At 58.3% G+C, this 23,606-nt stretch carries 22 protein-coding genes and 2 pseudogenes; 7 read left to right on the top strand and 17 right to left on the bottom strand.

Annotated features, from left to right (window positions below):
* Positions 1–26 precede the first annotated feature (26 nt).
* Positions 27–713, bottom strand: coding sequence for an SIR2 family NAD-dependent protein deacylase (locus ACQUTG_RS00840; protein ID WP_428917592.1), 687 nt, complete (start codon positions 711–713; stop codon positions 27–29).
* On the bottom strand, positions 713–2,116 hold the full coding sequence (locus ACQUTG_RS00845; RefSeq protein WP_428917593.1) for an FAD-binding oxidoreductase: 1,404 nt from the start codon (positions 2,114–2,116) through the stop codon (positions 713–715). Before ACQUTG_RS00845 ends, ACQUTG_RS00840 begins: the two co-directional genes overlap by 1 nt.
* 189 nt (positions 2,117–2,305) lie before the next feature.
* Here ACQUTG_RS00845 and serA point away from each other — a divergent pair, with 189 nt between their 5' ends.
* A complete protein-coding gene (serA, locus tag ACQUTG_RS00850; protein WP_113862998.1) occupies positions 2,306–3,535 on the top strand; it encodes a phosphoglycerate dehydrogenase in 1,230 nt (409 codons plus the stop codon).
* Between the two features lie 68 nt (positions 3,536–3,603).
* Here the strand turns inward: serA and ACQUTG_RS00855 are convergent, their stop codons facing one another.
* Positions 3,604–4,884: a S8 family peptidase gene (locus ACQUTG_RS00855; RefSeq protein WP_428917594.1), complete on the bottom strand. Its 1,281-nt coding sequence runs from the start codon at positions 4,882–4,884 to the stop codon at positions 3,604–3,606.
* Positions 4,885–5,104: 220 nt separating this feature from the next.
* Between ACQUTG_RS00855 and ACQUTG_RS00860 the strand changes: the two genes are divergently transcribed.
* A complete protein-coding gene (locus tag ACQUTG_RS00860; protein WP_092001284.1) occupies positions 5,105–5,389 on the top strand; it encodes a hypothetical protein in 285 nt (94 codons plus the stop codon).
* Positions 5,390–5,450: 61 nt separating this feature from the next.
* On the opposite strand, the gene ACQUTG_RS00865 is transcribed toward ACQUTG_RS00860, so the two are convergent.
* Both ACQUTG_RS00865 and ACQUTG_RS00870 read right to left on the bottom strand, forming a co-directional pair.
* Positions 5,451–6,107 (bottom strand): OmpA family protein, encoded by a 657-nt coding sequence (locus ACQUTG_RS00865; protein WP_428917595.1) that lies wholly within the window; start codon positions 6,105–6,107, stop codon positions 5,451–5,453.
* A gap of 54 nt (positions 6,108–6,161) precedes the next feature.
* Complete coding sequence (locus ACQUTG_RS00870) at positions 6,162–7,160, bottom strand: alpha/beta hydrolase (RefSeq protein WP_428917596.1); 999 nt, start codon at positions 7,158–7,160, stop codon at positions 6,162–6,164.
* A 102-nt stretch (positions 7,161–7,262) separates the two neighbouring features.
* Here ACQUTG_RS00870 and ACQUTG_RS00875 point away from each other — a divergent pair, with 102 nt between their 5' ends.
* Positions 7,263–8,156: an alpha/beta hydrolase gene (locus ACQUTG_RS00875; protein ID WP_428917597.1), complete on the top strand. Its 894-nt coding sequence runs from the start codon at positions 7,263–7,265 to the stop codon at positions 8,154–8,156.
* On the opposite strand, the gene ACQUTG_RS00880 is transcribed toward ACQUTG_RS00875, so the two are convergent.
* From ACQUTG_RS00880 to ACQUTG_RS00895, 4 genes are read right to left on the bottom strand one after another with little or no spacing between them, the layout of a single operon-like run.
* Positions 8,134–8,412, bottom strand: a complete 279-nt coding sequence (locus tag ACQUTG_RS00880) for a GIY-YIG nuclease family protein (RefSeq protein ID WP_428917598.1) — start codon at positions 8,410–8,412, stop codon at positions 8,134–8,136. The genes ACQUTG_RS00875 and ACQUTG_RS00880 overlap by 23 nt on opposite strands.
* On the bottom strand, positions 8,402–9,310 hold the full coding sequence (locus tag ACQUTG_RS00885) for a DMT family transporter (protein WP_428917599.1): 909 nt from the start codon (positions 9,308–9,310) through the stop codon (positions 8,402–8,404). The genes ACQUTG_RS00880 and ACQUTG_RS00885 overlap by 11 nt, the downstream gene beginning before the upstream one ends.
* On the bottom strand, positions 9,303–10,688 hold the full coding sequence (locus ACQUTG_RS00890) for a sigma-54-dependent transcriptional regulator (RefSeq protein WP_428917600.1): 1,386 nt from the start codon (positions 10,686–10,688) through the stop codon (positions 9,303–9,305). The genes ACQUTG_RS00885 and ACQUTG_RS00890 overlap by 8 nt, the downstream gene beginning before the upstream one ends.
* Entirely contained in the window at positions 10,685–12,085 is a 1,401-nt protein-coding gene (locus tag ACQUTG_RS00895) for a sensor histidine kinase (protein WP_428917601.1), read from the bottom strand. Before ACQUTG_RS00895 ends, ACQUTG_RS00890 begins: the two co-directional genes overlap by 4 nt.
* A gap of 268 nt (positions 12,086–12,353) precedes the next feature.
* Between ACQUTG_RS00895 and ACQUTG_RS00900 the strand changes: the two genes are divergently transcribed.
* The gene (locus tag ACQUTG_RS00900; RefSeq protein WP_428917602.1) at positions 12,354–12,755 is read left to right on the top strand and encodes a DUF4168 domain-containing protein; all 402 of its coding nucleotides are present in this window, start codon (positions 12,354–12,356) and stop codon (positions 12,753–12,755) included.
* A gap of 162 nt (positions 12,756–12,917) precedes the next feature.
* Complete coding sequence (gene dctP, locus ACQUTG_RS00905; RefSeq protein ID WP_428917603.1) at positions 12,918–14,018, top strand: TRAP transporter substrate-binding protein DctP; 1,101 nt, start codon at positions 12,918–12,920, stop codon at positions 14,016–14,018.
* Here the strand turns inward: dctP and ACQUTG_RS00910 are convergent.
* The 3 genes from ACQUTG_RS00910 to ACQUTG_RS00920 are packed head-to-tail and all read right to left on the bottom strand — an operon-like array spanning position 13,992 to position 16,935.
* Positions 13,992–14,801, bottom strand: a complete 810-nt coding sequence (locus ACQUTG_RS00910; protein WP_428917604.1) for a mechanosensitive ion channel family protein — start codon at positions 14,799–14,801, stop codon at positions 13,992–13,994. The two genes, dctP and ACQUTG_RS00910, sit on opposite strands and share 27 nt — an antisense overlap.
* Before the next feature lie 9 nt (positions 14,802–14,810).
* Positions 14,811–16,067, bottom strand: coding sequence for a hypothetical protein (locus ACQUTG_RS00915; protein WP_428917605.1), 1,257 nt, complete (start codon positions 16,065–16,067; stop codon positions 14,811–14,813).
* Between the two features lie 31 nt (positions 16,068–16,098).
* The gene (locus ACQUTG_RS00920) at positions 16,099–16,935 is read right to left on the bottom strand and encodes a 23S rRNA (adenine(2030)-N(6))-methyltransferase RlmJ (RefSeq protein ID WP_428917606.1); all 837 of its coding nucleotides are present in this window, start codon (positions 16,933–16,935) and stop codon (positions 16,099–16,101) included.
* A 171-nt stretch (positions 16,936–17,106) separates the two neighbouring features.
* Between ACQUTG_RS00920 and ACQUTG_RS00925 the strand changes: the two genes are divergently transcribed.
* Entirely contained in the window at positions 17,107–18,420 is a 1,314-nt protein-coding gene (locus ACQUTG_RS00925) for an MFS transporter (protein WP_428917607.1), read from the top strand.
* Positions 18,421–18,424: 4 nt separating this feature from the next.
* On the opposite strand, the gene ACQUTG_RS00930 is transcribed toward ACQUTG_RS00925, so the two are convergent.
* The 4 genes and pseudogenes from ACQUTG_RS00930 to ACQUTG_RS00945 form a co-directional block, all read right to left on the bottom strand.
* A complete protein-coding gene (locus tag ACQUTG_RS00930; protein WP_428917608.1) occupies positions 18,425–18,811 on the bottom strand; it encodes a roadblock/LC7 domain-containing protein in 387 nt (128 codons plus the stop codon).
* A gap of 1,109 nt (positions 18,812–19,920) precedes the next feature.
* Positions 19,921–20,754: pseudogene (locus tag ACQUTG_RS00935) on the bottom strand (thrombospondin type 3 repeat-containing protein); the annotation flags it as partial.
* Between the two features lie 24 nt (positions 20,755–20,778).
* Positions 20,779–21,342, bottom strand: a pseudogene (locus tag ACQUTG_RS00940) (thrombospondin type 3 repeat-containing protein); the annotation flags it as partial.
* Between the two features lie 20 nt (positions 21,343–21,362).
* Positions 21,363–22,421, bottom strand: coding sequence for an OmpA family protein (locus ACQUTG_RS00945; protein WP_428917609.1), 1,059 nt, complete (start codon positions 22,419–22,421; stop codon positions 21,363–21,365).
* Between the two features lie 426 nt (positions 22,422–22,847).
* Between ACQUTG_RS00945 and ACQUTG_RS00950 the strand changes: the two genes are divergently transcribed.
* On the top strand, positions 22,848–23,228 hold the full coding sequence (locus tag ACQUTG_RS00950; protein WP_428917610.1) for a DUF6316 family protein: 381 nt from the start codon (positions 22,848–22,850) through the stop codon (positions 23,226–23,228).
* A gap of 7 nt (positions 23,229–23,235) precedes the next feature.
* On the opposite strand, the gene ACQUTG_RS00955 is transcribed toward ACQUTG_RS00950, so the two are convergent.
* Entirely contained in the window at positions 23,236–23,559 is a 324-nt protein-coding gene (locus ACQUTG_RS00955) for a DUF4870 family protein (RefSeq protein WP_428918436.1), read from the bottom strand.
* Between the last annotated feature and the right edge of the window lie 47 nt (positions 23,560–23,606).

A 23,606-nucleotide genomic window follows, 5' to 3' on the forward strand; every position in this document is an offset into this window, starting at 1 on the left:
AAGCCTTCTTCTGACCCCATTTTCACCTACCGGTTACCCGCAAGCCTCGACACCCACTCCGCAACCCCCTCACTGGCGCCCTTGCGAATGACATTCGCGCGGGACACCGAGGCAGGCTCGCCAGGGTCAATCACGGTAATCGGCACATCCATATCCACCTCATACACCAGCCCCGCTGCGGGGTAGACCTGCAGCGAGGTACCCACAATCAGCAGGTGATCGGCGGTACGCACCACCTCGGCAGCTTTCTCCAGCATCGGCACTTCCTCGCCGAACCACACGATGTGCGGCCGCAGCTGCCCGCCGCGGTCGCAGCAGTCACCCGGATTGATGTCGTTGTAGCCGATGTCGTACACGGGCTCCGGATAGACCGAACTGCGGGCCTTGGTGAGTTCTCCGTGAAGATGGATCACATTGGAGGAGCCGCCCCGCTCGTGCAGGTCGTCCACGTTCTGGGTGACGATGGTCACCCGGTAACGTTTCTCCAGCTCCGCCAGCAGGCGGTGGGCCTGGTTGGGCTGAGCGTCCTTCAGCTGGCGGCGGCGCTCGTTGTAGAAGCGCAACACCAGCTCCCGGTTGCGCTCAAAGGCTTCGGGCGTTGCCACGTCATACACGCTGTGCTGCTCCCACAAGCCACCGTTGTCACGGAAGGTGGAGAGGCCGCTTTCGGCGCTGATGCCAGCGCCGGTGAGTACGACGATATGGTCCTGCATCAGTCGAAGATCTTGCCCGGGTTCATGATGCCGTTGGGATCGAATACCTGCTTGATGCCCTTCAGGTAGGCGATTTCCGCCTCGCTGCGGGTGTACTGCAGATACGCCTTCTTGGTCATGCCCACCCCGTGTTCGGCGGAGACGCTACCCTCATAACGCTGGACAATCTCGAACACCCACTTATTCACCTGCTGGCACTTCTCGAAGAAGTCTTCCTTGGCCATGTCTTCCGGCTTGAGGATGTTCAGGTGCAGGTTGCCGTCACCGATGTGGCCGAACCAGATGATTTCAAAATCCGGATAGTGCTCGGTCACCACGTTGTCGATTTCCTCCAGGAAACCCGGCACTTTGGATACCACCACAGAGATGTCGTTCTTGTAGGGAATCCGGGGTGCTATGGACTCGGAGATGCGCTCCCGCAGCTGCCACAGGTTCTGGGCCTGGGTTTCGCTCTGGCTGATCACGCCGTCCAGCACCCAACCCTCTTCAACACACTGTTCGAACAGCGCCATGGCATCGTCCATGACCTGATCGGACACGGCCTCGAACTCCAGCAGCGCGTAGTAAGGGGCTTCGGTCTCGAACGGTGCCTGGACCTGGCCGTGGGCCAGCACATGCTGCATGGCCTGGTGGGAGAAAAACTCGTAGGCAGTCAGGTCCAGCTTCTTCTGGAATGACTGGAGCACGTCCATGGTGTTGGTGAGATCGTTCAGGCCCAGCACCAGCACGGTGAGATCGTCCGGCTTGCGGGTCAGCTTCATGGTGGCCTCGGTGATGAAGCCCAGGGTACCTTCGGCGCCGATAAACAGGTGGCGCAGGTCGTAGCCGGTGTTGTTCTTGGCCAGATCCTTGTTCAAATCCAGAACGTCGCCCTTGCCGGTCACCACTTTCAGGCCGGCAACCCAGTCCCGGCTCATGCCGTAGCGGATCACCTTGATGCCGCCGGCGTTGGTGGACAGGTTGCCGCCAAGCTGGCTGGAGCCGGCGGACGCGAAATCCACCGGGTAATAGAGGTCATTCTCCTCGGCAAAGTTCTGCAGCTGCTCGGTCACTACGCCGGCCTGACACCGGACGGTGCGGTCACTGGCATTGAAGTCGAGGATCTGGTTCATGTTGTCGAACGCAACCACCACCTCACCATTGGCTGCAACCGCGCCGGCACTCAGGCCGGTACGGCCGCCAGAGGGCACCAGGGCTACCTGGTTCTCGTTGGCGAACCTGACCAACGCCTGGACCTGCTCAGTAGTCTTCGGCAGTGCAATGGCCAGGGGCTTGGGCGGGTAAATCTTGGTCCAGTCCTTGCCGTAGGTGTCCAGGTCCGCCGGGTCGGTCAGCACCTTGCCCGGGGTATCGCCAGTGGCAATCAGCTCTTTGAGGGAGGCAATGATCTGTTCAGAACTCATGAGTGCGTCATTCTCGTCAGGGTTGGGCCGGGGCCTGTTGACAGGCCATTCACAGGGAATTGATTCAGGCAAACCGGCGCGCTGTGAAAATCTCCGTTTATGGTATCATACCGCCCCTGTTCTGTGAGCCAGGCCGACGATCCCTGGCTCCAGGTCATTTCATGTGACGAAAGGTTCGGAAGCAAGCCAATGTCAAATACGTCTCTCGAAAAGAGCAAAATCCGGATCCTGCTGCTGGAAGGCGTGCATCAATCTGCCATTGATACCCTGAATGCCGCGGGTTACACCAACATCGAGTATCTGACTCACTCACTGGGCGAAGAAGAGCTGATCGAGAAAATTGCCGACGCGCATTTTATCGGTATCCGCTCGCGCACCCAGCTGACCGAGAAAGTATTTGAAGCCGCCCAGAAACTGGTGGCGGTAGGTTGCTTCTGTATCGGCACCAACCAGGTGGACCTCAAGGCCGCCACCCGTCGCGGTATCGCCGTATTCAACGCGCCCTTCTCCAACACCCGTTCGGTGGCGGAACTGGTGCTGGCCCAGGCCATCCTGCTGCTGCGTGGCGTACCGGAAAAAAATGCCAAGGCCCATCGCGGCGAATGGCTGAAGTCCGCCAAGAACAGCTTCGAGATCCGTGGCAAGAAACTGGGCATCATCGGCTATGGCAACATCGGCACCCAGTTCAGTGTCCTGGCCGAGGGCCTCGGCATGGATGTGTACTTCTACGATGTGGTCTCCAAGCTGCCGATCGGCAACGCCACTCAGGTCGGCACCCTGCAGGAGCTCCTCAACATCGCGGATGTCGTATCCCTGCACGTACCGGAAACCCCGGCCACCAAGTACATGTTCAAGGCCGAGCAGTTTGCCCAGATGAAACCGGGCAGCATCCTGATGAATGCCTCCCGCGGCACCGTGGTGGACATCGACGCTCTCGCCGATGCCCTGAGCTCCGGCAAGCTGTTGGGCGCTGCCATTGACGTATTCCCGGTCGAACCCAAGTCCAACAACGAGGAGTTCGTTTCTCCGCTGCGCGAGTTCGACAACGTCATCCTCACCCCGCACGTGGGCGGCTCCACCATGGAAGCCCAGGAGAACATCGGCCGTGAAGTGGCGGAAAAGCTGGCCATGTACAGTGACAACGGCACTTCCGTTTCCTCCGTGAACTTCCCGGAAGTGGCACTGCCCTCACACCCGAACCAGCACCGCCTGCTGCATATCCACGAGAACGTGCCCGGCGTGATGTCCGAGATCAACCAGGTATTCTCCGAGAACGAGATCAACGTTTGTGGCCAGTATCTGCAGACCAAGGAGGACATCGGTTACGTGGTGATCGATGTGGACAAGGCCTACAGCGAGCTGGCGCTCGAGAAGCTGCGTCAGGTCAAGGGCACTATCCGCTGCCGCGTGCTGTTCTGAGCCGTCAGGCGATGATTGCAGTACCACCGAAGCCCGGGCCAACGCCCGGGCTTTTTTATGTCGGAAGATCAGCGGGGGACCTGAAGCAACAGGTTCGGTGACCCGCTCTTGATATCTCCGAGCACATTGGTCGCGGCCAGCTCGTCCAGCGCTGTGTCGACCTGATCGGGCGTCAGTCCCGGATCTGTCCCCAGCAAAAGCGCTGCAGTCCCGGCCACATGGGGCGAGGCCATGGACGTCCCGCTGATGGTGTTGGTTTCAGTATCGCTCTGGTACCAGGCGGCGGTAATGTCGGAGCCCGGAGCGAACAGATCCAGACAGGTCCCGAAATTGGAGAACGACGAACGCTGGTCTTCGCGGGTGCTACTGCCGACGGTAATGGCCTCAGGCACCCGGTTCGGGGAACCGCTGCAGGCGTCGGCGTCACTGTTGCCAGCCGCCACCACGAAGGTCACACCCTGCTCGACCGCTCCGCGTACGGCCTCGTCAAGCGCATCGGAATTGCCACCACCCAGTGACATGTTCGCCACCGCGGGAGGCTGGTGATTTGCCGCCACCCAGTCAACGCCGGCAATCACATCGGCATTACTGCCCGCTCCCGAGCAATCCAGCACCCTCACTGCAGCCACAGACGCCTGCTTGGCGATACCATAGGCGCTGCCAACAGCCGTGCTGGCGACATGGGTACCATGCCCGTTACAGTCGGAGGTGTCCGACGGGTCAGTCTCGCCGCCAAGATTGAGCAGGGAGCCAACCAACGGCAGCCCACCGAGACCCAACAGACCGGTGTCATTCACTGCGAAGTTGCGCCCTTCAATGACCCGGCCCGTGAATTCCTGGTGGGAGGCCCTGAGCCCGGTATCGATGACATACACATTGACGCCCCCGCCGGCCTGATCCGGATACTGGTAGGTTTCATCCAGCGGGAGGTACGCCTGATCCACCCTGTCGAGACCCCAGGTTGCATCCGCCTGGGTGGCATTGGCCATGACGACCGTGTCGGGCTCCACTGCCAGCACACCCGGCATGGACTCGAGCAGGGCTGCCTGGGTTTCGCTGAGCTCAACCGCCGCACCGGTGAGGGCGGTCTGGTACAGATGAAGGAGCTCACCTCCGCCCACAGCCATCAGAATGGCATCGACACCGGCACGGAGGTCGGCCACCCCGAGCAGGCCCGGAAGTTCCGGGTCCAGGCGAAGAATGTAACGTCCCGGCACGATGTCTCCGGCCTGTAACGTCTGTTCGCTGCCGGCCTGTTGAGCTTCACCATCCAGCAGCCCTGCATGGGCAGGTATGGCTGCCGCAAGGGCAACGCTGAGACAGGTGGCGGTCAAGGTTATTTTTATCATGGTATCGGCTCCTTTCCTTTGTCGATTTGTTGTGGAACTACCCGCACAAGGTTGCGTGAGAGAGCAACGAAGTCCATGCAGAAGAGGCCAATACACGGCTGGTTTTCAGAGATTTAATGAAAAAATCCGCATTTTCCCTTGAGAAAGCAGGGATACGAGCCATGGTTAAAGTACAGTCTGGTTCCGACCAGCCCATTCATACCGCGACAGGAGAAAATCGATGTCACTCAGGGAGTCCCTGTTGAACAAGCTGCAGACCCAGACCGAACACTGGAGCAGGCAGATCGACCAGTTACGGGCAGAGGCGGACGCCAAGATGGCCAAGGCCGAGGATGATAAGGCGGAGGCTGAGATCCAGAAGGAGTTTTCGGAGAAGATCCAGTCCCTCGAGGACCAGATAGAAACTGCCAGGACCAAGCTCGGTGAACTGAAGGAATCAGGCGAGGATCAGTTGGACAACCTCAAACAGCGCATCGACGAGTGGTTGCCCAGCAACACCAACTGAGCCAATTACAAAAAAGGCTCCGGCGTTTTCACACCCGGAGCCTTTTCGGTTTCCCTGAACCTTATTGCATCGGTACCAGGGTCAACTCCACCCGACGGTTCTGCTCGCGCCCGGCGGCAGTGTCGTTGGAAGCAATGGGATAGCGCTCACCGTAGCCCACGGCACGGGTACGCTTCGGTTCAATACCCTGATTCAGCAGGAAATCACGTACTGAGCCTGCACGCTGCTCACTCAACAGCTGGTTGTAGCTGTCGGAGCCGGAACTGTCGGTGTGGCCTTCGATCTGGATGACGGTCTTGTCATATTCTTTCAGAACCAGCGCTACAGACTCCAGAGTACCGCTGAAGGACGGCTTGATGGACGACTGGTTCAAGTCAAACGTGATGTTGCCCGGCATGACCAGTTCGATCTGATCACCATTACGGACAACCCGCACACCAGTGCCTTCCAGCTTCCGGCGCAGCTCGGCTTCCTGCTTGTCCATGTAGTAACCGATACCACCACCGATAGCAGCACCACTGGCCGCGCCGATCAGAGCGCCCTTGCCCCGGTCGCTGCTGCTGGAAGTTGCCGCGCCGATAGCTGCGCCACCGATAGCACCAATGATACTGCCCTTGGTTGCGCTCGAGGTCTTCTCCTCGCCGGTATAGGGATCATAGGTCATGCAGCCACCCAGACCGACGGTAGCTACTGCAAATGCAAGAATCGTTTTCTTCACAGCTTTCTCCTGCGCCATTATAGAACCCGGCGGTATTTCTGGTATGCGACCGGTTCAGGCCGCATTCACCGCCTTCCTGGTGAATGTATCAATGATGGTATTGAATACCGTTGCCTGCAAATCCTGGGCTTCGTTCACTAGATGATGACGTCCATCCGGGATTCTCAGTTCCTCTACCGAGGAAAATTTATTGCGGATAATCCGCAGATTGTGCTGCCAGTCCACGGTCAGATCCTTCTCGCCCTGCACGACCGTAACCGGAAAGTTGATCGGCCGGGCCGATTCAATATGCGGCACCCATTGCCGCAATGCCGTGACCCAGTCCACATGCACCGCCCTTGCCTGCAGCGGATCATGATCCTTCAGGAAGCGGAGGAACCGGGTATCACTGCTGTTTTCCGCAAATACCCGACGCCAGCGCGTGATGAACGGTCTGACCAGCGTATGCAGAACCTTCGCGCCAAGCCAGCCCACAGGCCGAACCAGTGGCGCCAGCAGTACCACCTCCTTGAAGTCCGAGGTTTCGGTCGAGTGCTGATTCGAGAGCAGGTAATCAATCAGGATCGCCCCGCCGGTGCTCTGTCCCACCGCAAACCAGGGCTCACGGACCTTCCCCCGGGCCTGATCCAGCACTGCCGTCAGCACCTGCTGGTATTCCAGAAAGCTGCTAATCGCCGCCGGTGTCCCGCTGGAGAGACCGTGCCCCGGCTGGTCGTAGGCCAGGACATCCAGGCCAGCACCCAGACAACGGTCGATCAGCTGGCTGTACAAGCCGACGTGATCGAAGTAGCCATGCAGGATAAAGACCGTGCCCCGGGATTCCGGCAGCCGGTAATAGTGCACCATGACCTCATGCTCACCTGCGTGCACGTAGCCCTGGTGATAATGCACCTCCGGGTGCTCCACCCAGAGATCCAGGCCGTAGAACCGGCAGTACGCGACCATCTCGTCGCCCAGCTCCCGATCGCCCTGCGGATCGAAGGACTCGAGCCGCTCCAACAGCGAGTGCCTGTCCCAATCGGGTATTTCTATGGTATCCGTTTTCCAGTACACGTAGAGTTAAACGCCTGTCATGATTCAGGAATAAGATTAAGGAGTTAATCAGAGGCTCCTTGATCGACTGCCATCCTATCGCATAGCGGGAGTAGAACACAGATGCTGCAACCTCTTATTGAGGCCGGTCTTCGGCAAACCATGAACCGCCTGGTGCGTCCCATACTGAGTCCAGCGGTGCCCATCAGGGTCCAGCGCGCCCTGATCCGGCAGGCCTATCGCAGCTCGATTCCCCCCCGTGGCTGCCGGTTCAGCCATGGCACCCTGGCCGGTGTGCCGGTGGTCCGCACCAGTTGTGGCAAACAGCAGGACGGCGTCATCCTTTACCTGCACGGTGGCGGCTTCATTATTGGCTCGGCGGATACCCACCGTGGCATCACCGGCCATCTGGCCAAGGCCAGTCAGTGCCTGGTGGTGACCCCGGATTACCGGCTCGCGCCGGAGCATCCATTCCCGGCGGCCCTCGACGACGCCGAGGCAACCTACCTGCAACTACTCTCCGAGGGCTATAAACCCGAACAGATTGCACTGGCCGGAGATTCCGCCGGCGGTGGACTTTGCGTGTCGCTGGCCATGCGGTTGCGGGATAGCCAGCAGCCGTTGCCGTCGTCACTGACACTTTTCTCCCCCTGGACCGACCTGACCCAGGAGCAGCTCTATCAACCGGAGCTGGAACCGGTATTGCAGCCGTCCTGGACCGCCAAGGCCGCAAAACACTATGCCGGCGCGGAGCCACTCGCCAGCCCGCTGATATCAGCGGTATTCGGAGACCTCAAGGACCTTCCGCCGATGCTGATCCAGGTCGGTAGCGATGAAATCCTGCTCAATGACGCGGAACGATTGGCTCAAGTGGCGAAACGGGACCGGGTTGCAGTTAACCTGGAAATCTACAACAGCCTCTGGCACGTGTTCCAGGTCCACAGTGGCCAGCTGCGCCGGGCGACCGAAGCAGTAAAAGCCGCTGGCAATCATATCAGGGCACATCTGACAGGCTGATTTCGCCCCGGATCAGTGCTTCCTTGCGCGAGCGCGGCCAGCGCTTGATGTACCACTCCAGCCGGGAAGCCCGACTGCGATCGCCGGCCTGCGCCCGGAAAACCAGCTCCAGGGGTCCCTTGCCCCGCAGACTGCGCGCCCCCCTCGGCGCACCGGCCTGGTGTTCGGCAAAACGCCGCTCCACATCCGTGGAGATGCCGGTGTACAACGCTCCGGAAGCCGTTCGTACCAGGTAGAGATGCCAGTCACTGTTCATGGGCCAGTTCCGCTTCCCGGGCCTTGACCTTACGCTGCTGCAGCCACAGGCCACCCATGATCAGCACCAGGCCGATGTAGGTGGATGGCAGGATAATCTCACCCAGGATGAAATAGATAAACACCAGGGACAGAAACGGCGAGATGAAGATCAGGTTACTGACCTTCGAGGTGTTCTCGGCTTTCTTCATGGCGTACGACCAGAGCACAAACGCCACCCCCATCTCGAAGACACCGACGTATATGGCAGCGCCCAGAGAGGTTCCGGATGGTATGCCGAATCCCTCAGTCAGGCCGCAGATCACCGCAATGACCGGCAACCCGAACAGAAAATTGAGGAACAGGCCCACCACCGGGTCCCGCTCGTCCCGGGTAGCTATGATCCAGTAGGACGCCCAGATCAGGGTGCTGCCGAGGGCCAGCCCCACGCCCAGCGGGTCGGAGAAGGTCAGGGATGTCACGTCACCTCGGGTGGCAATCACAACCACCCCGGCATAGCAAACCAGGCCCGCGAGGATATCCACCCGTCTGAGCCTCTGGCCCAGAAAGGGCACGGACAGGTAGGCAAGCACCAATGCCCAGGTGTAGTTCAGGGGCTGGGCCTCCTGGGCCGGCAGCCGGTCAAAGGCGCCGAACAGCACGAAGTAGTACAGGCAGGGATTGACCAGCCCCATGCCGACAGACTGCAGGTACTGGCGGCGGGACAGGGAAAACACCAGATGCCACCGACGCTGCAGCTTCAGTATAAGCGCCATGACCAATACCGAGGCCGAGCAGGCGATCAGGAGCATCTGTACCGGCGCCAGGTCCCGAAGCGCGAGTTTGAACGCGGTGGCGACGGTCGACCAGAGGAGAACCGTGGCAAGGCCGTACATCATGGCCTGTTTCTGATCAGTCATTTGAAGGGACTCCCCGGTTTTCGAGCCAGCGGTATAACGTTCGGCGGTTGATGCCAAGAATCTGGGCAGCTCTTCTCTTGTTGCCATCGACTGCCTTCATCACCCGGGATACATAATCCTGCTGCAGCTGTTCCAGGGTCGGCCATCGGGCCAGGTTACCATCCCCGGCTGGCACCGGATCAGCAGCCACTTCGGCCTGGCGCTTCTGGATCCGGTCGGGCAGATGCTCGGGCAGAATGACATCTCCCTCACAGAAAGTGACTGCCCGCTCCATGGCACTTGCCAGCTCCCGCACATTTCCCGGGAACGGATAGTCCAACAGCAGGCGGGAGGCTACCTCACTCAGTTTCATGAACCCTCGACCCTGGCGTCGAGCCGCATCCCGGAGGAAATGCATAGCCAACAGGTCAACATCATCTGCGCGCTCACGAAGGGGAGGAACCCGAATCGCGAGGGTCTCGAGACGATAGTAGAGGTCCTCCCGAAAACGACCGTCTGACACGGCCTTTTGCAGATCAACATGGGTTGCCGCCAGGATGCGCACATCCACCGGTTCCTCCTGGTCGGCTCCGACAGGTTTGATCCTGCCCTCCTGAAGCACTCGGAGTAACTTGGCCTGCAATGACAGTGGCATCTCTCCGATTTCGTCCAGCAAAAGGGTTCCATCATTGGCCTCGGCAAACAGTCCCTTGCGCGCATGGCGGGCGCCGGTAAAGGCTCCCGCTTCGTGACCGAAAAACTCGCTCTCCATCAGCTCTGTGGGTATGCCGGCACAGTTGACTGCCACGAAAGGCCACTCCCTGCGTTCGCTTTGCTGATGTATCGCACGAGCAACCAACTCCTTCCCTGTGCCACTCTCACCGTTGATGAGAACAGCAGCATGACTGCGCGCAACCTGCCGGATCTCTGTCCGAAGCTGATCCATGACCGGACTATCACCCAACAGCCCCAGGGTGCGGTTTCCCTGTTCACGCCCTTGCATCTCGGCAAGCTGACGACTGATATCCGCCTGCGCCAGGAGCCTGCGGATCTTCAGCCGCAGGTGATCCGTTGACAGGGGTTTGGTCAGGAAGTCATCCGCGCCCGCCTTGAGAGCTTCAACGGCCTGGTCCACGGTCCCGAATGCCGTAATCACGACGAATGGAACGTTTCCTCCCCGGTGCTGAAGCATCCCCAGAATCTGCAACCCTTCACCATCGGGCAGTCTCAGGTCAGAAATCACAAGATCAGGTGCGTGCCCGCTCAACCTTGCCTGTGCATCTGCCATGGAACCAGCAACTCGCACATCGTAGCCATCCGCCTCCAGCTCCTCCGCCAGCAATCGCGCCAGGCTCGCGTCATCTTCGACCAGCAGAATCGTAGCCCCGGCGAAATTCATATTTTGTCTTCCTTTGGGAAAAACAGACTCATACAGCACCCTCCCAGCTCACTGCCGGAAACCTCTGCACGACCCTCGTGCTCCTTCATGACACTGCTCACCACTGCCAGGCCCAGACCCGTGCCCTCACCGGCCGGCCTGGAGGTATAAAAAGGTTCGAAGATCTCCTCGTATTGATCGGGGGCAATGCCGGGACCATCATCTTCAACCCGTACTTCCAGCTCCCGTTCATGCTCCAGAATGAAGACACGCACCCTGCTCTCGGCGGCCTGGCACGCGTTCCGGATAATATTCAGGCAGGCAAGTTCAACCCGAATCGGTTCTGCACGGATACGCGCTTCGTTCTCCAGACCTTTGCTGACAAGCTCCTTGCACCGACACCGATCGTCTTCGCTGGCCTGCACCAGCGCATCTGAAACTATAGAGGCAAGCACTTCGGGCCTCCGGGAATCCGGTACATGCCGGAAACAATCCAGAAGCTGCTGAATGATGGTAGCCATCCGTGACACTTGATGCTGAATGTCCTGAACTTGCCGACTCATGGGCTCAGTCAGTTGCTGACGTTCGAGAATACGCGCCCGACCATGAATAACATTAAGCGGTGCACCCAGCTCATGAGCCACACCGCCGGCAACACGACCGATCATGGCAACTTTCTCATGATGCCTGAGCCGATCAGCCAGCTCACGCTCCCGCTCAATACGTGCTTCGATTTCAGACTCCGCTCTTGCCATGCGTGCCCCCATGGCCGCGAGGCCCTCATGGATCTGTCGCAACTCCCGTGGTCCGGAAGCAGACTCCGTGACCCGCCACTGCCCCGGCTTCATCGCGGTCATCATCGACAGCAGCCTCCCCACATGGCGTCCCACTGTACCGTAATGCCCCAGAATCACGACCAGACTGATGGCGGCTGCCAATACCGACCAGATCGATACTGCCCAGATCCGTGTTGACGCCACCAGTCGATGGAAGTCACTTCGTTTCCGGGTGATCTGGAGCAGACCCTGGAGCTGCCCCTCCCCGTTCAACAGTGGCGTGAACTGGGAAAACACCGACTCACCCTCAACCCGCCGGAAAGCTCCACCAAGCCGGCCGCTGGCAATCGCTTCCTCCGCACTGGCGCTATTTGTAACATCCCGATCGGCCAGGCCAAGGCTGTCGATCCGCTTGCCCTGCTCGTCAAATACCGAGGCACCTGATATTCGCGCAATACGGAAAATCGAGCGGAGCGACTCCCCCAGGACCAGCTCGTTACCATCGGACAATGCCTGCGACAGCGGACCGCTCACCGCCCGCGCAACGAGCTCAAGATCTTCCCGGAGCCGGTCATTAAGATTTCTCTCCACGGCGCCGAGTCCGATGTAAATGGCAGCGCCACTGATCAGCAACAGAGGCACCACAATACTCAGTAATAACGTGATCTGAAGGGATCGAAAAATGTGACGCGCTCTACCCAGTGGAGGTCTCATGGCATGCCTTCCCACATAAATGTCACGCTTTTCTGGCACATGTGGCATTTTGGCACAACATGAGTTAACGAACCGTAACGCTCAGACAAACCTAACACACTGCTTTTAAAGCCTTTTTTAAGATTCTCCGTGGTTGGCATACTGCTTGAAAGGTCCCCGGCAACACCACACGTCCGGTAAGCGGAAGGAGCGTAAAATGAATCGATTGTTTGTGTCTTGTGTCGCGTCCATTGCACTGGCGACAGCCATCCCCGTTTTTGCCCAGCAGCCAACCTCGAATGACGAGCCCGTAGCCACCGAATCGGACGGCTATAGCAATCCGGAGGCCGCAGGAACCCAGAAAACAGACTACAGCGATACCGAGCTCCGGCAATTCATCGAAGCCCAGGCCAGGTTGATGGAAGTACGCAAGGAGTACATCGAGAAAATCGAGTCTGCGGATTCAGAGGAAAAGGCCAACCAGCTCCAGATGAAAGCAAATGACCGGATGCTGGAGGTTATTCGTGACTCGGGCATGGATGTACCCACGTACAACGCCATTGCCACTGCTTATAACAGCGAACCCAAGGTTCGCAACCGTGTTGACGCTCTGATGTGAACATTGCTGTAAAGACCCTTGATCATCAGACTTGCCCCGCTCCTGAGTTGCGGGGCTTTTTTTAGCGGAATAACTCTGAGCGCGCGATATAACCCCGGGCGTTATCTTGTGTTACCTTTACCCGGTGATGTTTGCCAACATGAATCAATCCGGAGTCCAGTAATGCAACGCCCCCGTCCGTGGATCTGGCCATTGCTCACCGTCGCGGCAATTCTCATTTCGGCCTGCTCGGATGCCCCCAACGACAGTAAGCTCACCTCAGACTCGACTTCTGGCAAATCGGACTATCCGGAAACCTGGCGATTCGCACTCGAAGAGATCGAGGGCAGCGTACAACACGCCTACGCAGAAGCGCTAAAAAGCCATATCGAGGAGGCTTCCGACGGCAAGGTGGAGCTGGAGATTTTCCCCTACGGTTCCCTGGGCACGTCCTCCCAGCTGACCGAACTGGTGCGCAACGGTTCTGTTGACCTCGCGTTTGCGTCTCCCGGCCACCTGGCCGACCTGGTTCCGGAAACCGGGATTTTCACGTTGCACTACGTCTTGCCGGACGACGACGCGGTCACCCGGGCCCTGTTTGACGGAAACGAACTGACCGGGCTGTTCTCCGCCGCCTATAACGAAAGGCATCTGACACTTCTGGGGTTTGTGCCCGAGGGATGGATGGCCTGGACGGCCAACAAGCCACTGAGGGCACCCGCCGATTTTGAAGGCCTGAGGATACGGACCATGACATCACAAATGTCTGCCGAGGCCTTTCGCAGTTATGGTGCCGATCCCCGCCAGACGCCCTACTCCCAGGTCTACAGTGATCTGCAGTTGCAGCAGATTGACGGGCAGACCAACCCGATCTTCGCCATTGAGGAAATGAATTTTTATGAGGTTCAGGACACCCTGACCATGGCCCGGGCCGCCCATTTCGTCTCATCGGTTGTTGCCAATCCCGAATGGTATGCGCAGTTGCCGGAGCGGCAACAGGACTGGCTGGCAATGGCTCTGATCGAGGTCGGCAAGGAAGCCTGGGATATCCAGGAGGAACTGAACCAGACCAGACTGGAAGCCATGCTCGAAGAAGGCCAGCTTGCAGTAGCCAGACTCTCCGAGCAGGAGCAGTCCGCATTCCGCGACGCAAGCAAGCCTGCGCTGCAGCTTTACCTCCGGCAGACTGGCGAACGGGGCCAACAGATCCTGGCGTCACTCCGGAACATGATTGCGGAACTGGAACGCCAGCAGGCGTCAGGCACTGGCGGCGACAGGAACTGACGCAAACGGCACGCCTTCGCTGGCGAGCACTTCCGATCCCCGTGCGGTCAGATCACTGATAAACCGGAACTGGTCCCTCGGCTCCAGGGGGTAGGCCTTAAGGCGGTAGGTCATACCCCAGGCCTTGTTGGCAACCACAATCACGACCGGCCTCATCGTCTTGGTATAGGGTGAGGCAAACGCCACATCCCGCAGCAATGCCATCACCCGACGGACATCATGGTGTGGTGCCAGATGGAACTCAGCCACGCACATCAGGTTTTCCGAACCGTCGTTGCCATTACCGATCAGTGCGTTCCAGAGTTTTCCGTGCGGGATAATGACGACGGTATCATCCGGTGTCACCATCTCCGCAGCCCGGGTTCCGATCGAGCGAACCTCGCCGTACTGGCCATCCACCTCTATCCAGTCACCGGGCCGATAGGGCATCTCATAGAGTGTGACGATACCGGCGATCAGACTGTTGGCGTAGTCTTTGAAGGCGAAGCCCAGCGCCAACCCGAGGGCCCCGAATATCGCAATCATGTTCTCGAAGGACGGCTCTACCAGAATCGGCACCACCACGATCACCGAGATGATAATGATCAGCAACCGCGCCAGTGGCACTGAGGCGAGCAGATACAGCCGGGACTTGCCACCGAGTTTTCCGGCAACACGCGGAACCAGTTTCTGGATAAGGAATATCAGCAGTGCCGCGGCGGTGACGACCAGCAAGGCCTCCACCAATGCTTCCCAGGTAATGGCGGAAAAAGTTTCCTTGAGCCCCTGCCCCATGTCTTCCATAAACCCTCCTCAGAATGCATCCACCGGATAGCCCCAGCCCTGCAAGTGACGCCGGATTGTGGGATAGCCCAGTGGCGTGACGTGCCAGCGCCCCGACGCATCCCCGAAAGACACCATCTCCGCCCGGGCGAGTCGGGCCAGGGCCAGCTGCAACTCTGGCTGGCCGATGCCGGTTACCAGGGCAATCCGTTCGTCGTCCAGACCGTCATGGAGCAAAAGTGCGTGCAGCACAAAACCGATTGCACGGTCGGTACTTTTGGGCATGGCAGGCAGGCTCAGCTGATCCAGCGGCACCACCCAACAGCTTCGGCCCTGGCTTTTTTGTTCTCCGCCACCCTCGGCCTCCTCCATCTCGTCCTCCGGTCGGGCGCGCAGGGAGTGCTGCCAGATCGAAAGGGCAACCCCGGGAATACCACGGGAGGCTGTTGCCAGATCCCTCAGAAAGCCTGAATGTTTGCGTTTTTCCGCGTCGGACGGATTTTCAAGCGGCAACACGTAAAGGCCATCGTCGGTCATTCGCGCCGTGATCGCCCGCTGATCACGGGAAGCGGCAAGATATTCCAACCACTGCCCCAGCCGTTCGGCATCCAGGGGCGCAGGAGTCAGGGGGCTGAGATGGGCATCCGGCAGATAACTTTCCCAAAATTGCCAGCACCAGCTGGAGCAGCCCACCAATCCGGGCCCAACCTGACCGGAGGCGATACGCCGTAACAACTCGCTGATCAGGGCAAAACCGGAGGTATGGCGAAGCCAGAAATCCGCCAGCTCGGGAATGACCCAGGGCCCGCTCAGATTCTGTTCATCCCACCAACGGCGGGCCTCTTCCCGATTCATCAGCAGGTTGTCCGGAGGTGCGATCAGGTCCCAGGATTCGGCATCCGCGGAAACTGCCCCGAGGCCGGGCAGACGGACCAATGCCTCCCTGACGCCGGAAAATGGCGGCGCGACCACTACGGCCACCTCTCGGCGCAAGGTTTCCGATTGCCTGAGCTCCTGAAGGGAATCCAGAAGGGCGCCGGCCAGGGCGGTAGAGTCCGGATGGGGAGCGATATGCTGAATCTGTTTGTCGGTGAGCGAAGGCAGATTATCCAGGCTCTGGAAAGGTTCCTCATCCGGTGAGATGCCCGCGCGAAGCTGGGCGGTAAGGTGACGGACAGCATCCTTGAGTGTCCGCTGCACGGACATCTCCGGCTGTTTCCACTGATCCACGGGAATCAGACCGCCGGGAAGCGGGGGGGAATGCTCGGTCGTATTTTCGTCCTTCAAAAAGACAGCTCCTGCAATCTGTAGCCGGAATCTACTCCGGAACCAGCCAGCCCAGCTCATGCCGGACATCGAGCCCGTCCGCACCGGACACGTCATCCATCATCGCGCCGAGGCGCTCATCAAAGCCCCAGGGCGGATTGACCACCAGCATGCCGGAACCGGTCATGCCCCGTTCCGGGGGATGGTTGAGGTGTATCTCGCTGCGGAGAATTTTCCGGACCGGCCCGGAACGCAGCGCGTCTGCGAGCTGTTCCTCAAGGCCGGAGGTCAACACCGGATACCAGATAAGATAGACGCCATGCCGGCATTTCTGCCATGCCTTTTGCAGGGTTTTGGCGACCGACCCGTAATCCGCCTTGATTTCATAGGACGGATCGATCAACACCAGCAGGCGAGGCAGTTTTGGCGGCAGCTGCCCGAGCAGCCCCTTCAGCCCGTCTTCCCTCAGCACCCGAACCTTCTGGCCAGCCCAGCCCGCCAGCTGTTCACTCTCGGACGGGTGCAGTTCGAATGTGGTCAGCGCATCATCAGCCCGGAGAAACTGGCGGAACCAGAACGGGGAGCCGGGATAGGTGGTCAGGTGACCATCGCCGGCGTTCAGCCTGGCCAGCAGCTCCAGTACCGGCTGCCAGTCCGATGACAGCAGGTGTTCGCGCAACTGCCAGAGCTTCTGAACTCCGGTATCCGCTTCACCGGTTTTCCGGGCCCGTTCGCTGCCAAGATCATAGACGGCACTGCCGGCATGGGTGTCAAAGCAGGCAATCCCCGATGGCTTGGAGTGCATCATGGATAAAGCGAGGGTCAGCGCGGCGTGTTTCTGGATGTCGGCAAAATTGCCGGCATGGAAGGCGTGCAGATAGCTCAGCATCAATAAAGCTCCATGGTTTGCCGCCCATTAAGCCCGACGAGGCGCAGGATGTGCAAGATCTGCGCTGGAGCCATCATCTGGTCTGTTTAACAGCATCGGCCGTACTCCGCCCTTAAGGGATACCACCGTTACTGGTATCCTCTTGCCAAATTTCTTCCGGAGGACGGCCACTTGCCAGCCAAGAAGCAGGACACCATCGACCAGCTGTACAGCCTGATTGCCAACGAGGAAGATGCCCGGGTCTGCAAGGACATCCCGGAGGAAGCCTGCCGGGAGGTACCCCGCAATTTCTTCCTGATCCTCGCCAGCAATGTGCTCACCAAGCTGGGCGACCTGCTGATCAGTCCCAAGACCGTGCTGGCATGGTTGATGAGTGCCGTGGGCGCACCGGCACTGGTGGCCTGGCTGGTGCCGATCCGGGAATCCGGCTCCATGGTGCCACAGATGGTGATTGCCGCCTGGGTCCGCCGCAAGGCAGTACGCAAATGGTTCTGGACGCTTGGCAGCTTCGGCCAGGCCGTCAGCGTGGCCGCCATGGCCGCGAGCGTCTGGTTTCTGGAAGGCTACGCCGCCGGTGGCGGTATTGTGGCGGCATTGATCGCATTTTCCCTGGCCCGGGGGTTCTGCTCGGTTTCCATGAAGGATGTGCAGGGCAAATGCATCCCCAAGACCCGCCGGGGACGCCTTTCCGGGCTGGCCACGACCGTCGGCGGCACCGCCACCGTTATCATGACCGCCCTGCTGTTCTGGGACCGCGGCGATCCTACCCTGGCCTTCTACACGGCACTGTTGCTGTTAGCGGCGGTGCTCTGGGTGATTGCCGGCTTCCTGTTCGCCAACGTCGAGGAATACGCCGGCGAAACCGGAGGCGGTGGTAACGCCCTGACCGAAGCCGTGCACAGCCTCTCCCTGCTGCGGGACGATGCGCCATTCCGGCATTTCGTGATTACCCGGGCACTGCTGCTGTGCTCTGCCCTTGCCTCACCCTATTTTGTGGTTCTGGCCCAGAAGGAATCCGACATCGGCTGGATGCTTGGCGTATTTCTCCTTGCCAGCAGCCTGGCCAGCTCCCTCAGTGCCAGCTTTTGGGGCTGGGCCGCAGACACCTCAAGCCGCCGGGTGATGATCCGCGGCGCAGCCATGGCCAGTTTCGTTTGTCTCGCGGTGGGGATAACGGCGCTGCTGGTGGGTACCGATATCGGCAGTGTCTGGTTCTACCCGGTCGCCTTCTTTGCGCTCAGCATCGCCCACGCCGGCGTCCGGCTCGGGCGGAAAACCTATCTGGTGGATATGGCCGGTGGCAACAAACGCACAGATTACACGGCCGTGAGTAATACCGTAATCGGGGTGCTGTTACTGGCAACTGGCGGCCTGACAGCCGCAATTTCGCTGTTTTCCGAAGTTGCCGTCATTATCGTACTCGGGCTGATGGGACTCGCCGGCATGTTCAGCGCCATACGACTCAAGGAAGTGACAGAGGACTGATGCCTCACAGCATCAGCGCGTGAATCTTCCGGATATATTGCCAGGCATGGATCTGGACTTTCCCGGCATTCATGCTGGCTGAGGACAGGCAGGCCAGGTACCCCTTGTCAAAAATCGGAAACAGCGTTACGGCGCCCGACTTTGATCGGATGTAGATTTCCTCGATGTCCTCAAGGTCAAACTGGGCGATGATTTTTTCACAAACCACCTTGAGCTCGGCAAAGTAAGCTCCAAACCGGTCCGGATCCCTCACATTGCCATGGTGTGCCAGTACAAGGCCATCCGTCGAGACCACCATGCTTAACCAAAGCTCGTCTGAGCTCTCACAAAGTTTTTCCAACAGTTCGTTAAGGTTAGATCCGGACATCATTAACACTCGGGATTTGGCCATTGAATATCAAACATTATCCTATTCAGGCTCTGAAAACAGCATTGACAGACTTCACTGATATGAACGGTGATGCAGACCCGGAAAGACATGCAACATTGACCGTTTCGCCCGGGGGGCGGGTCATTTGAAACAATTCCAAGGCGTTCAGTTTAGCGTAGGTTGTCCCACAGGATTCGGGAAAAGGAATTTTCACATCAGGCCAAATGACGCACCCGGAGCACGGCTCATGAATACTGGCAAGATCAACCCGCAATCTGACCCTCGCCGATTTGTGAAGACACCGGCCGGCTGGTATGCCCTGACTCGCGAACCGTACGATCTGGGCCCCTTTCCGACGAAACCGCAGGCCCATGCTGCGCTGGAAGCCCACATCAAGCTTCACGCAGGTCTCAACCCTCGCGATCCCGGGCACCGGTACAGTGGCTTCTCAGTTCATGATTCCGAAACATGCGTAAAGAACAATTGCGGCAGGTGCGCGGAGACGTTGGACTACCGGGGAGCCCTGGCCATAGCCTAGTGTCCCAGGATCAATCTGAACATTTAACATATTTTTTATCCCTGTCCGGCTGCTGTGATCTATAGTTTTGTCATAGGATGTAGCCCGACAGGGAAATGTCATTTCGTGTAGTGGTTATCCAATCCCCGATAAGGATTGAGCATGCGAATAGACAGACACGGGCAGCAACATGACGCCCAATACTTTTCCGCCGTCTCTCCCGATGGGTCGGATTCCCGACTCTTCTCCAAGACTCTCCGACGAACACCCACCCAAGCCTTCCCTTCTCCCACCAAAGAAGCCGGGAGGCTGAACCAGTGTATTTCCCGTGGACTCGGCATGACTGCAGAAATTATTTCAGTTTCCCTGGCAGGCAGCGCACGGCAGCCCACGTTGCCGGAATTTCCGTGGAGGTGACATCATGAGTGGAGTGACCGAAGGGACCGCAGTGCAGCCTAGTCTGGTGCCACCACACCGGCGCAAAAGAGTATTAATCGCAGTGCTGGTTTTTCTGGCTGGACTGGCCTCGGTGAGCTGGGTAGGGAGTCAAATCTAAAAAAAGGGCCGGCAAATTGCCGGCCCTGATTCGACTTTTCGTGTGCTGCCAGCGAGTTTAGAGACCCTCTTTGGCTGCGCACACTGCCTGGACGTTGACCTCATTGAGCAGCGAGAGTAGTGATGGGGCAAATTCCACTTCAACACTGTCAAACCGCTGCTCTGTCTGGAAGACCAGGAACGAGCTATCTGTCCCGCCCAAAAGACCAGATGCGCCGAGAAGATCAAGGTCCAGTGCCCCTGTCGCTGTGCTCTCCTCCTGAACAGCGCCATCAAGCAGCGTCCGAACGATCAGTTGACCACCCAGAAGATCCGTCTGCAGAGACTGAGCGCTCTCATTGAAAGCTATACCGACGGCATTGCTTCCCGGGTAAGCGAATCCAGTGGTTGTGGCAACACGGAGTCTAACTGTGGAAAGCCCGAGCAAATCCACGCCGTTCAGCATAGTGGCAAAGTTCGCCAGATCGTTGTCGACAACGTTCTCTGGTGAGTCGACATCACACAGAAGGCCGAGACTGAGCAGGCAGTCAGAGCGATCTTTGGACGCTTGCGCTGCCAAGTCGGTATCACCGGTCAACATCGGTGAAAATTGCTCGCCTACATCACACGCATATTCTGCATCATTCACCAAGTCACACTCATCACCGATGCCATCGCCGTCAGTATCAGCCTGGTCCGGGTTAGCTACCAACGGACAGTTATCCAGGGGTTGCCCCAATGCATTTTCATCATTAATTCCGTCACCATCGGTGTCAGGATCGCAGACATCCCCCAGACCATCACCATCAAGATCTTCCTGATCCGGGTTCGCGATATCAGGGCAGTTATCTGTGCTATCGGGGATACCATCGCTGTCTGCGTCAGCTTCACAGGCGTCACCAACTCCATCACCATCTGCATCTGCCTGATCAGCATTTGCTACCCGCGGACAGTTATCGACATCGTTATTGACATTATCGCCATCAATGTCGTCATCACAGGCGTTACCAATTTCATCATTATCCTGATCCGCCTGACTGCTATTCGGCGTCAATGGGCAGTTATCCCCCCCACCTGAAACCGGAATATCAGTGAATGTACCATCACCATTATCCGTTTTATCATCGACACCGTCTCCATCAGCATCGGTATCGCAGGCATTGCCGTACAGGTCGCTGTCTTTATTTCCCTGCCCCGGATTCGGTACGAGCGGGCAGTTGTCCTCGCTGTTTAGGACACCATCATTGTCGATGTCGTTGGACGTGATATCGCCATCACAGGCATCGTCAATACCATCGGTGTCCGCATCAACACCGCTGTTGACCGTATTCGGACAGGAGTCTTCATTATCCGGAATGCCATCACCATCGGCATCAAAGACCTGAGAATCGCCACCAATGCCACTATCAGGAACCACCATGCTGTCCGACTTACACCCTGCTAACGACAACAGTGCGGTGACCAGCAAAATCAAAGGCCAGTTGTAGTTGTTAAGTTTCATCTTCAAACTCCCTCTACATCTCACTCGGAGACAACATTGAATTCAACGCGACGATTCCGTTCGCGGCCTTCTTCAGTGTCGTTACTGCGAATCGGTTTGGATTCGCCGTATCCGACAGCAGTCAGCTGATCCGGATCGACACCCAGATCGAGCAGGTAGTCACGCACGGACTCTGCCCGCCGCTGCGACAGCTGCTGGTTGTAGGCTTCGGAGCCCACGCTGTCGGTGTGCCCGGCCAGTTCCACTTTCAGATCCGCCTGCCCCTTGAGGGCGTCAGCGGCCGGTATAAGGATGTCCCGGGCATTGGCGGTCAGTCGGTCGGAATTGAACTCGAAGGTCACGCCTTGCAGAACCACAGACTGGGCTTTGTCAGTCTCTACGCAGCCCACCGAGTTAACCTCCAGGCCTTCCAGGGTATTGGGACACTGATCGACACCATCCACGACGCCGTCCTTGTCCGAGTCAGCGAAGTCTTTTTCGACAACAACGGGTTTCTCGATAACGGTGGTTTTCTCAACAATCCGGGTCCGGGTGGCACCAATGGGTACGGTCACACCCAGACTGAAATGCAGGTCTGACAAACCGTCGTCATAGGAGTCGTAGACATAGCGGGCGTCGGCACGCACCCGAAGACCGGACTGGGTGAAGGGGCTGCTGAGAATGCCCAACCCAGCGTTGGCGTAACCACCAAACTCGCTGGCCGAATTGTTGGCCACATCGTTGCGCGAGACGCCACCACCGAGAGAGCCGTAGGGTGTAAACGAATCACTCTCCCACAGACGGTAGCTCAGATCCGCCCCGATACCCTGCTGGTAGTAATCGGTCCCACCGTTTACCCCGGTTTCAATGACTCCTGAGTAAAACTGGGGTTCGACCCACCAGTGTTTGCTCAGACGGATACCGAACATGCCCCGCACCGCCGAGCCGTATTCATCGGTCCGGTCGCTGTCAGGCTCGATATAACTGCCCAGCAATGAAAACTCGGTCTCGTGCTGGACCGTCTCTGCCTGGGCAACATTCGCCGCCAGCGCGAGACTGCTTGCAGCAACTACCGAGGTCAATGTTCGGCGTCTCATCATGCAACTGCTCCTTTCTTTTGTTTACTGTTTCCTTTTTAAACCACGACGCGTGGTCCCGCTTTTCAGATGTTGGCAGTTTGGGCCAAACCGGCCCTACATTGCTTGGCTGTAATTGGCCTTGCCATACGTCAAATTTACCAACTCAAACTCTGAACAATGTTCTTTTTTGTGACCCTATCGATATATCTTTAGAACCATACACTTACGTACAGGTTGCGGGTGGTCGGTAACAACCACCTCCCTAAAACTGCCCGGTTTTTTTACACGTTTTTACAAAAACAGCGCCTCTAAGCAGTTTTTTGCCCCGTTCTCCTATTGGCATTTAGACTTTTTTGTGAAGTGCGTCACAAATCACTTTGAAAGCTGATATATTTTGCACCGGGCTACTTCGAGCACCGCGATGCATAGAGGCGCGAGAGAATCACAATGATCAGGAAGGGACTGAAGCGCCTGTCAAAACAGGCACGACAAAAGGAAAGGGTCGAAGGACTTGTAGAATCGGTGGCGGAAGATCCCGGTCATATTCAGGATGGACCGGTCAAGAGCAACCGGTTCCTGAAAACGCCTGCGGGGTGGTATGTGAGAACGCGAGAGGCGCGTGATCTGGGCCCCTTCGAGTCAGAGGCAGAGGCCCGCTCCGCACTGGATGACTACCTGAAGCGCCATGGCCATAAGCATTCCCTGCGCCGCTACCAGCCATTGCAGCTCCACGGCATACAGATCCACGACGAAGAAACCTGCCAGAAACAGCACTGCGCGCTGTGCGCCGAGATTCGCTACTGGGCCAGTTCACGCCAGACAGGGTGATCCGGGTTCAGACCACCTTGCCTTCATTCAGCGCCAGAGCGCCCTTCACAATCCGGTAGATGATCCAGATTGAAATACTCAGCAGGATAAACCAGCCGATGATCAGCGGCGTGGTTACAATTCCGATCACCGTCCACAGCAAACCGATCCAGAAGGTCCGTATCTGCCAGCGAAAGTGACGCTCGATCCAGGTATTGCGGACATCATCCAGTTTCACGTAGTTGATAATCACACCCACCAGACCGGTGATCCCGCCGAGGAAGAACGAGAGTGCCTGAAGGATGTAAACGGCCACTGCAAGGTTGCGCCCTGAGTCCGAGCGGCGCTGCATGGGGTCGTCGTTTGCGGGGATGTATTCCTCGGGCAAGGTAACTACTC

It is taken from the genome of Marinobacter sp. DUT-1 (assembly GCF_050379415.1).
In the GTDB taxonomy this organism is placed as follows: domain Bacteria; phylum Pseudomonadota; class Gammaproteobacteria; order Pseudomonadales; family Oleiphilaceae; genus Marinobacter.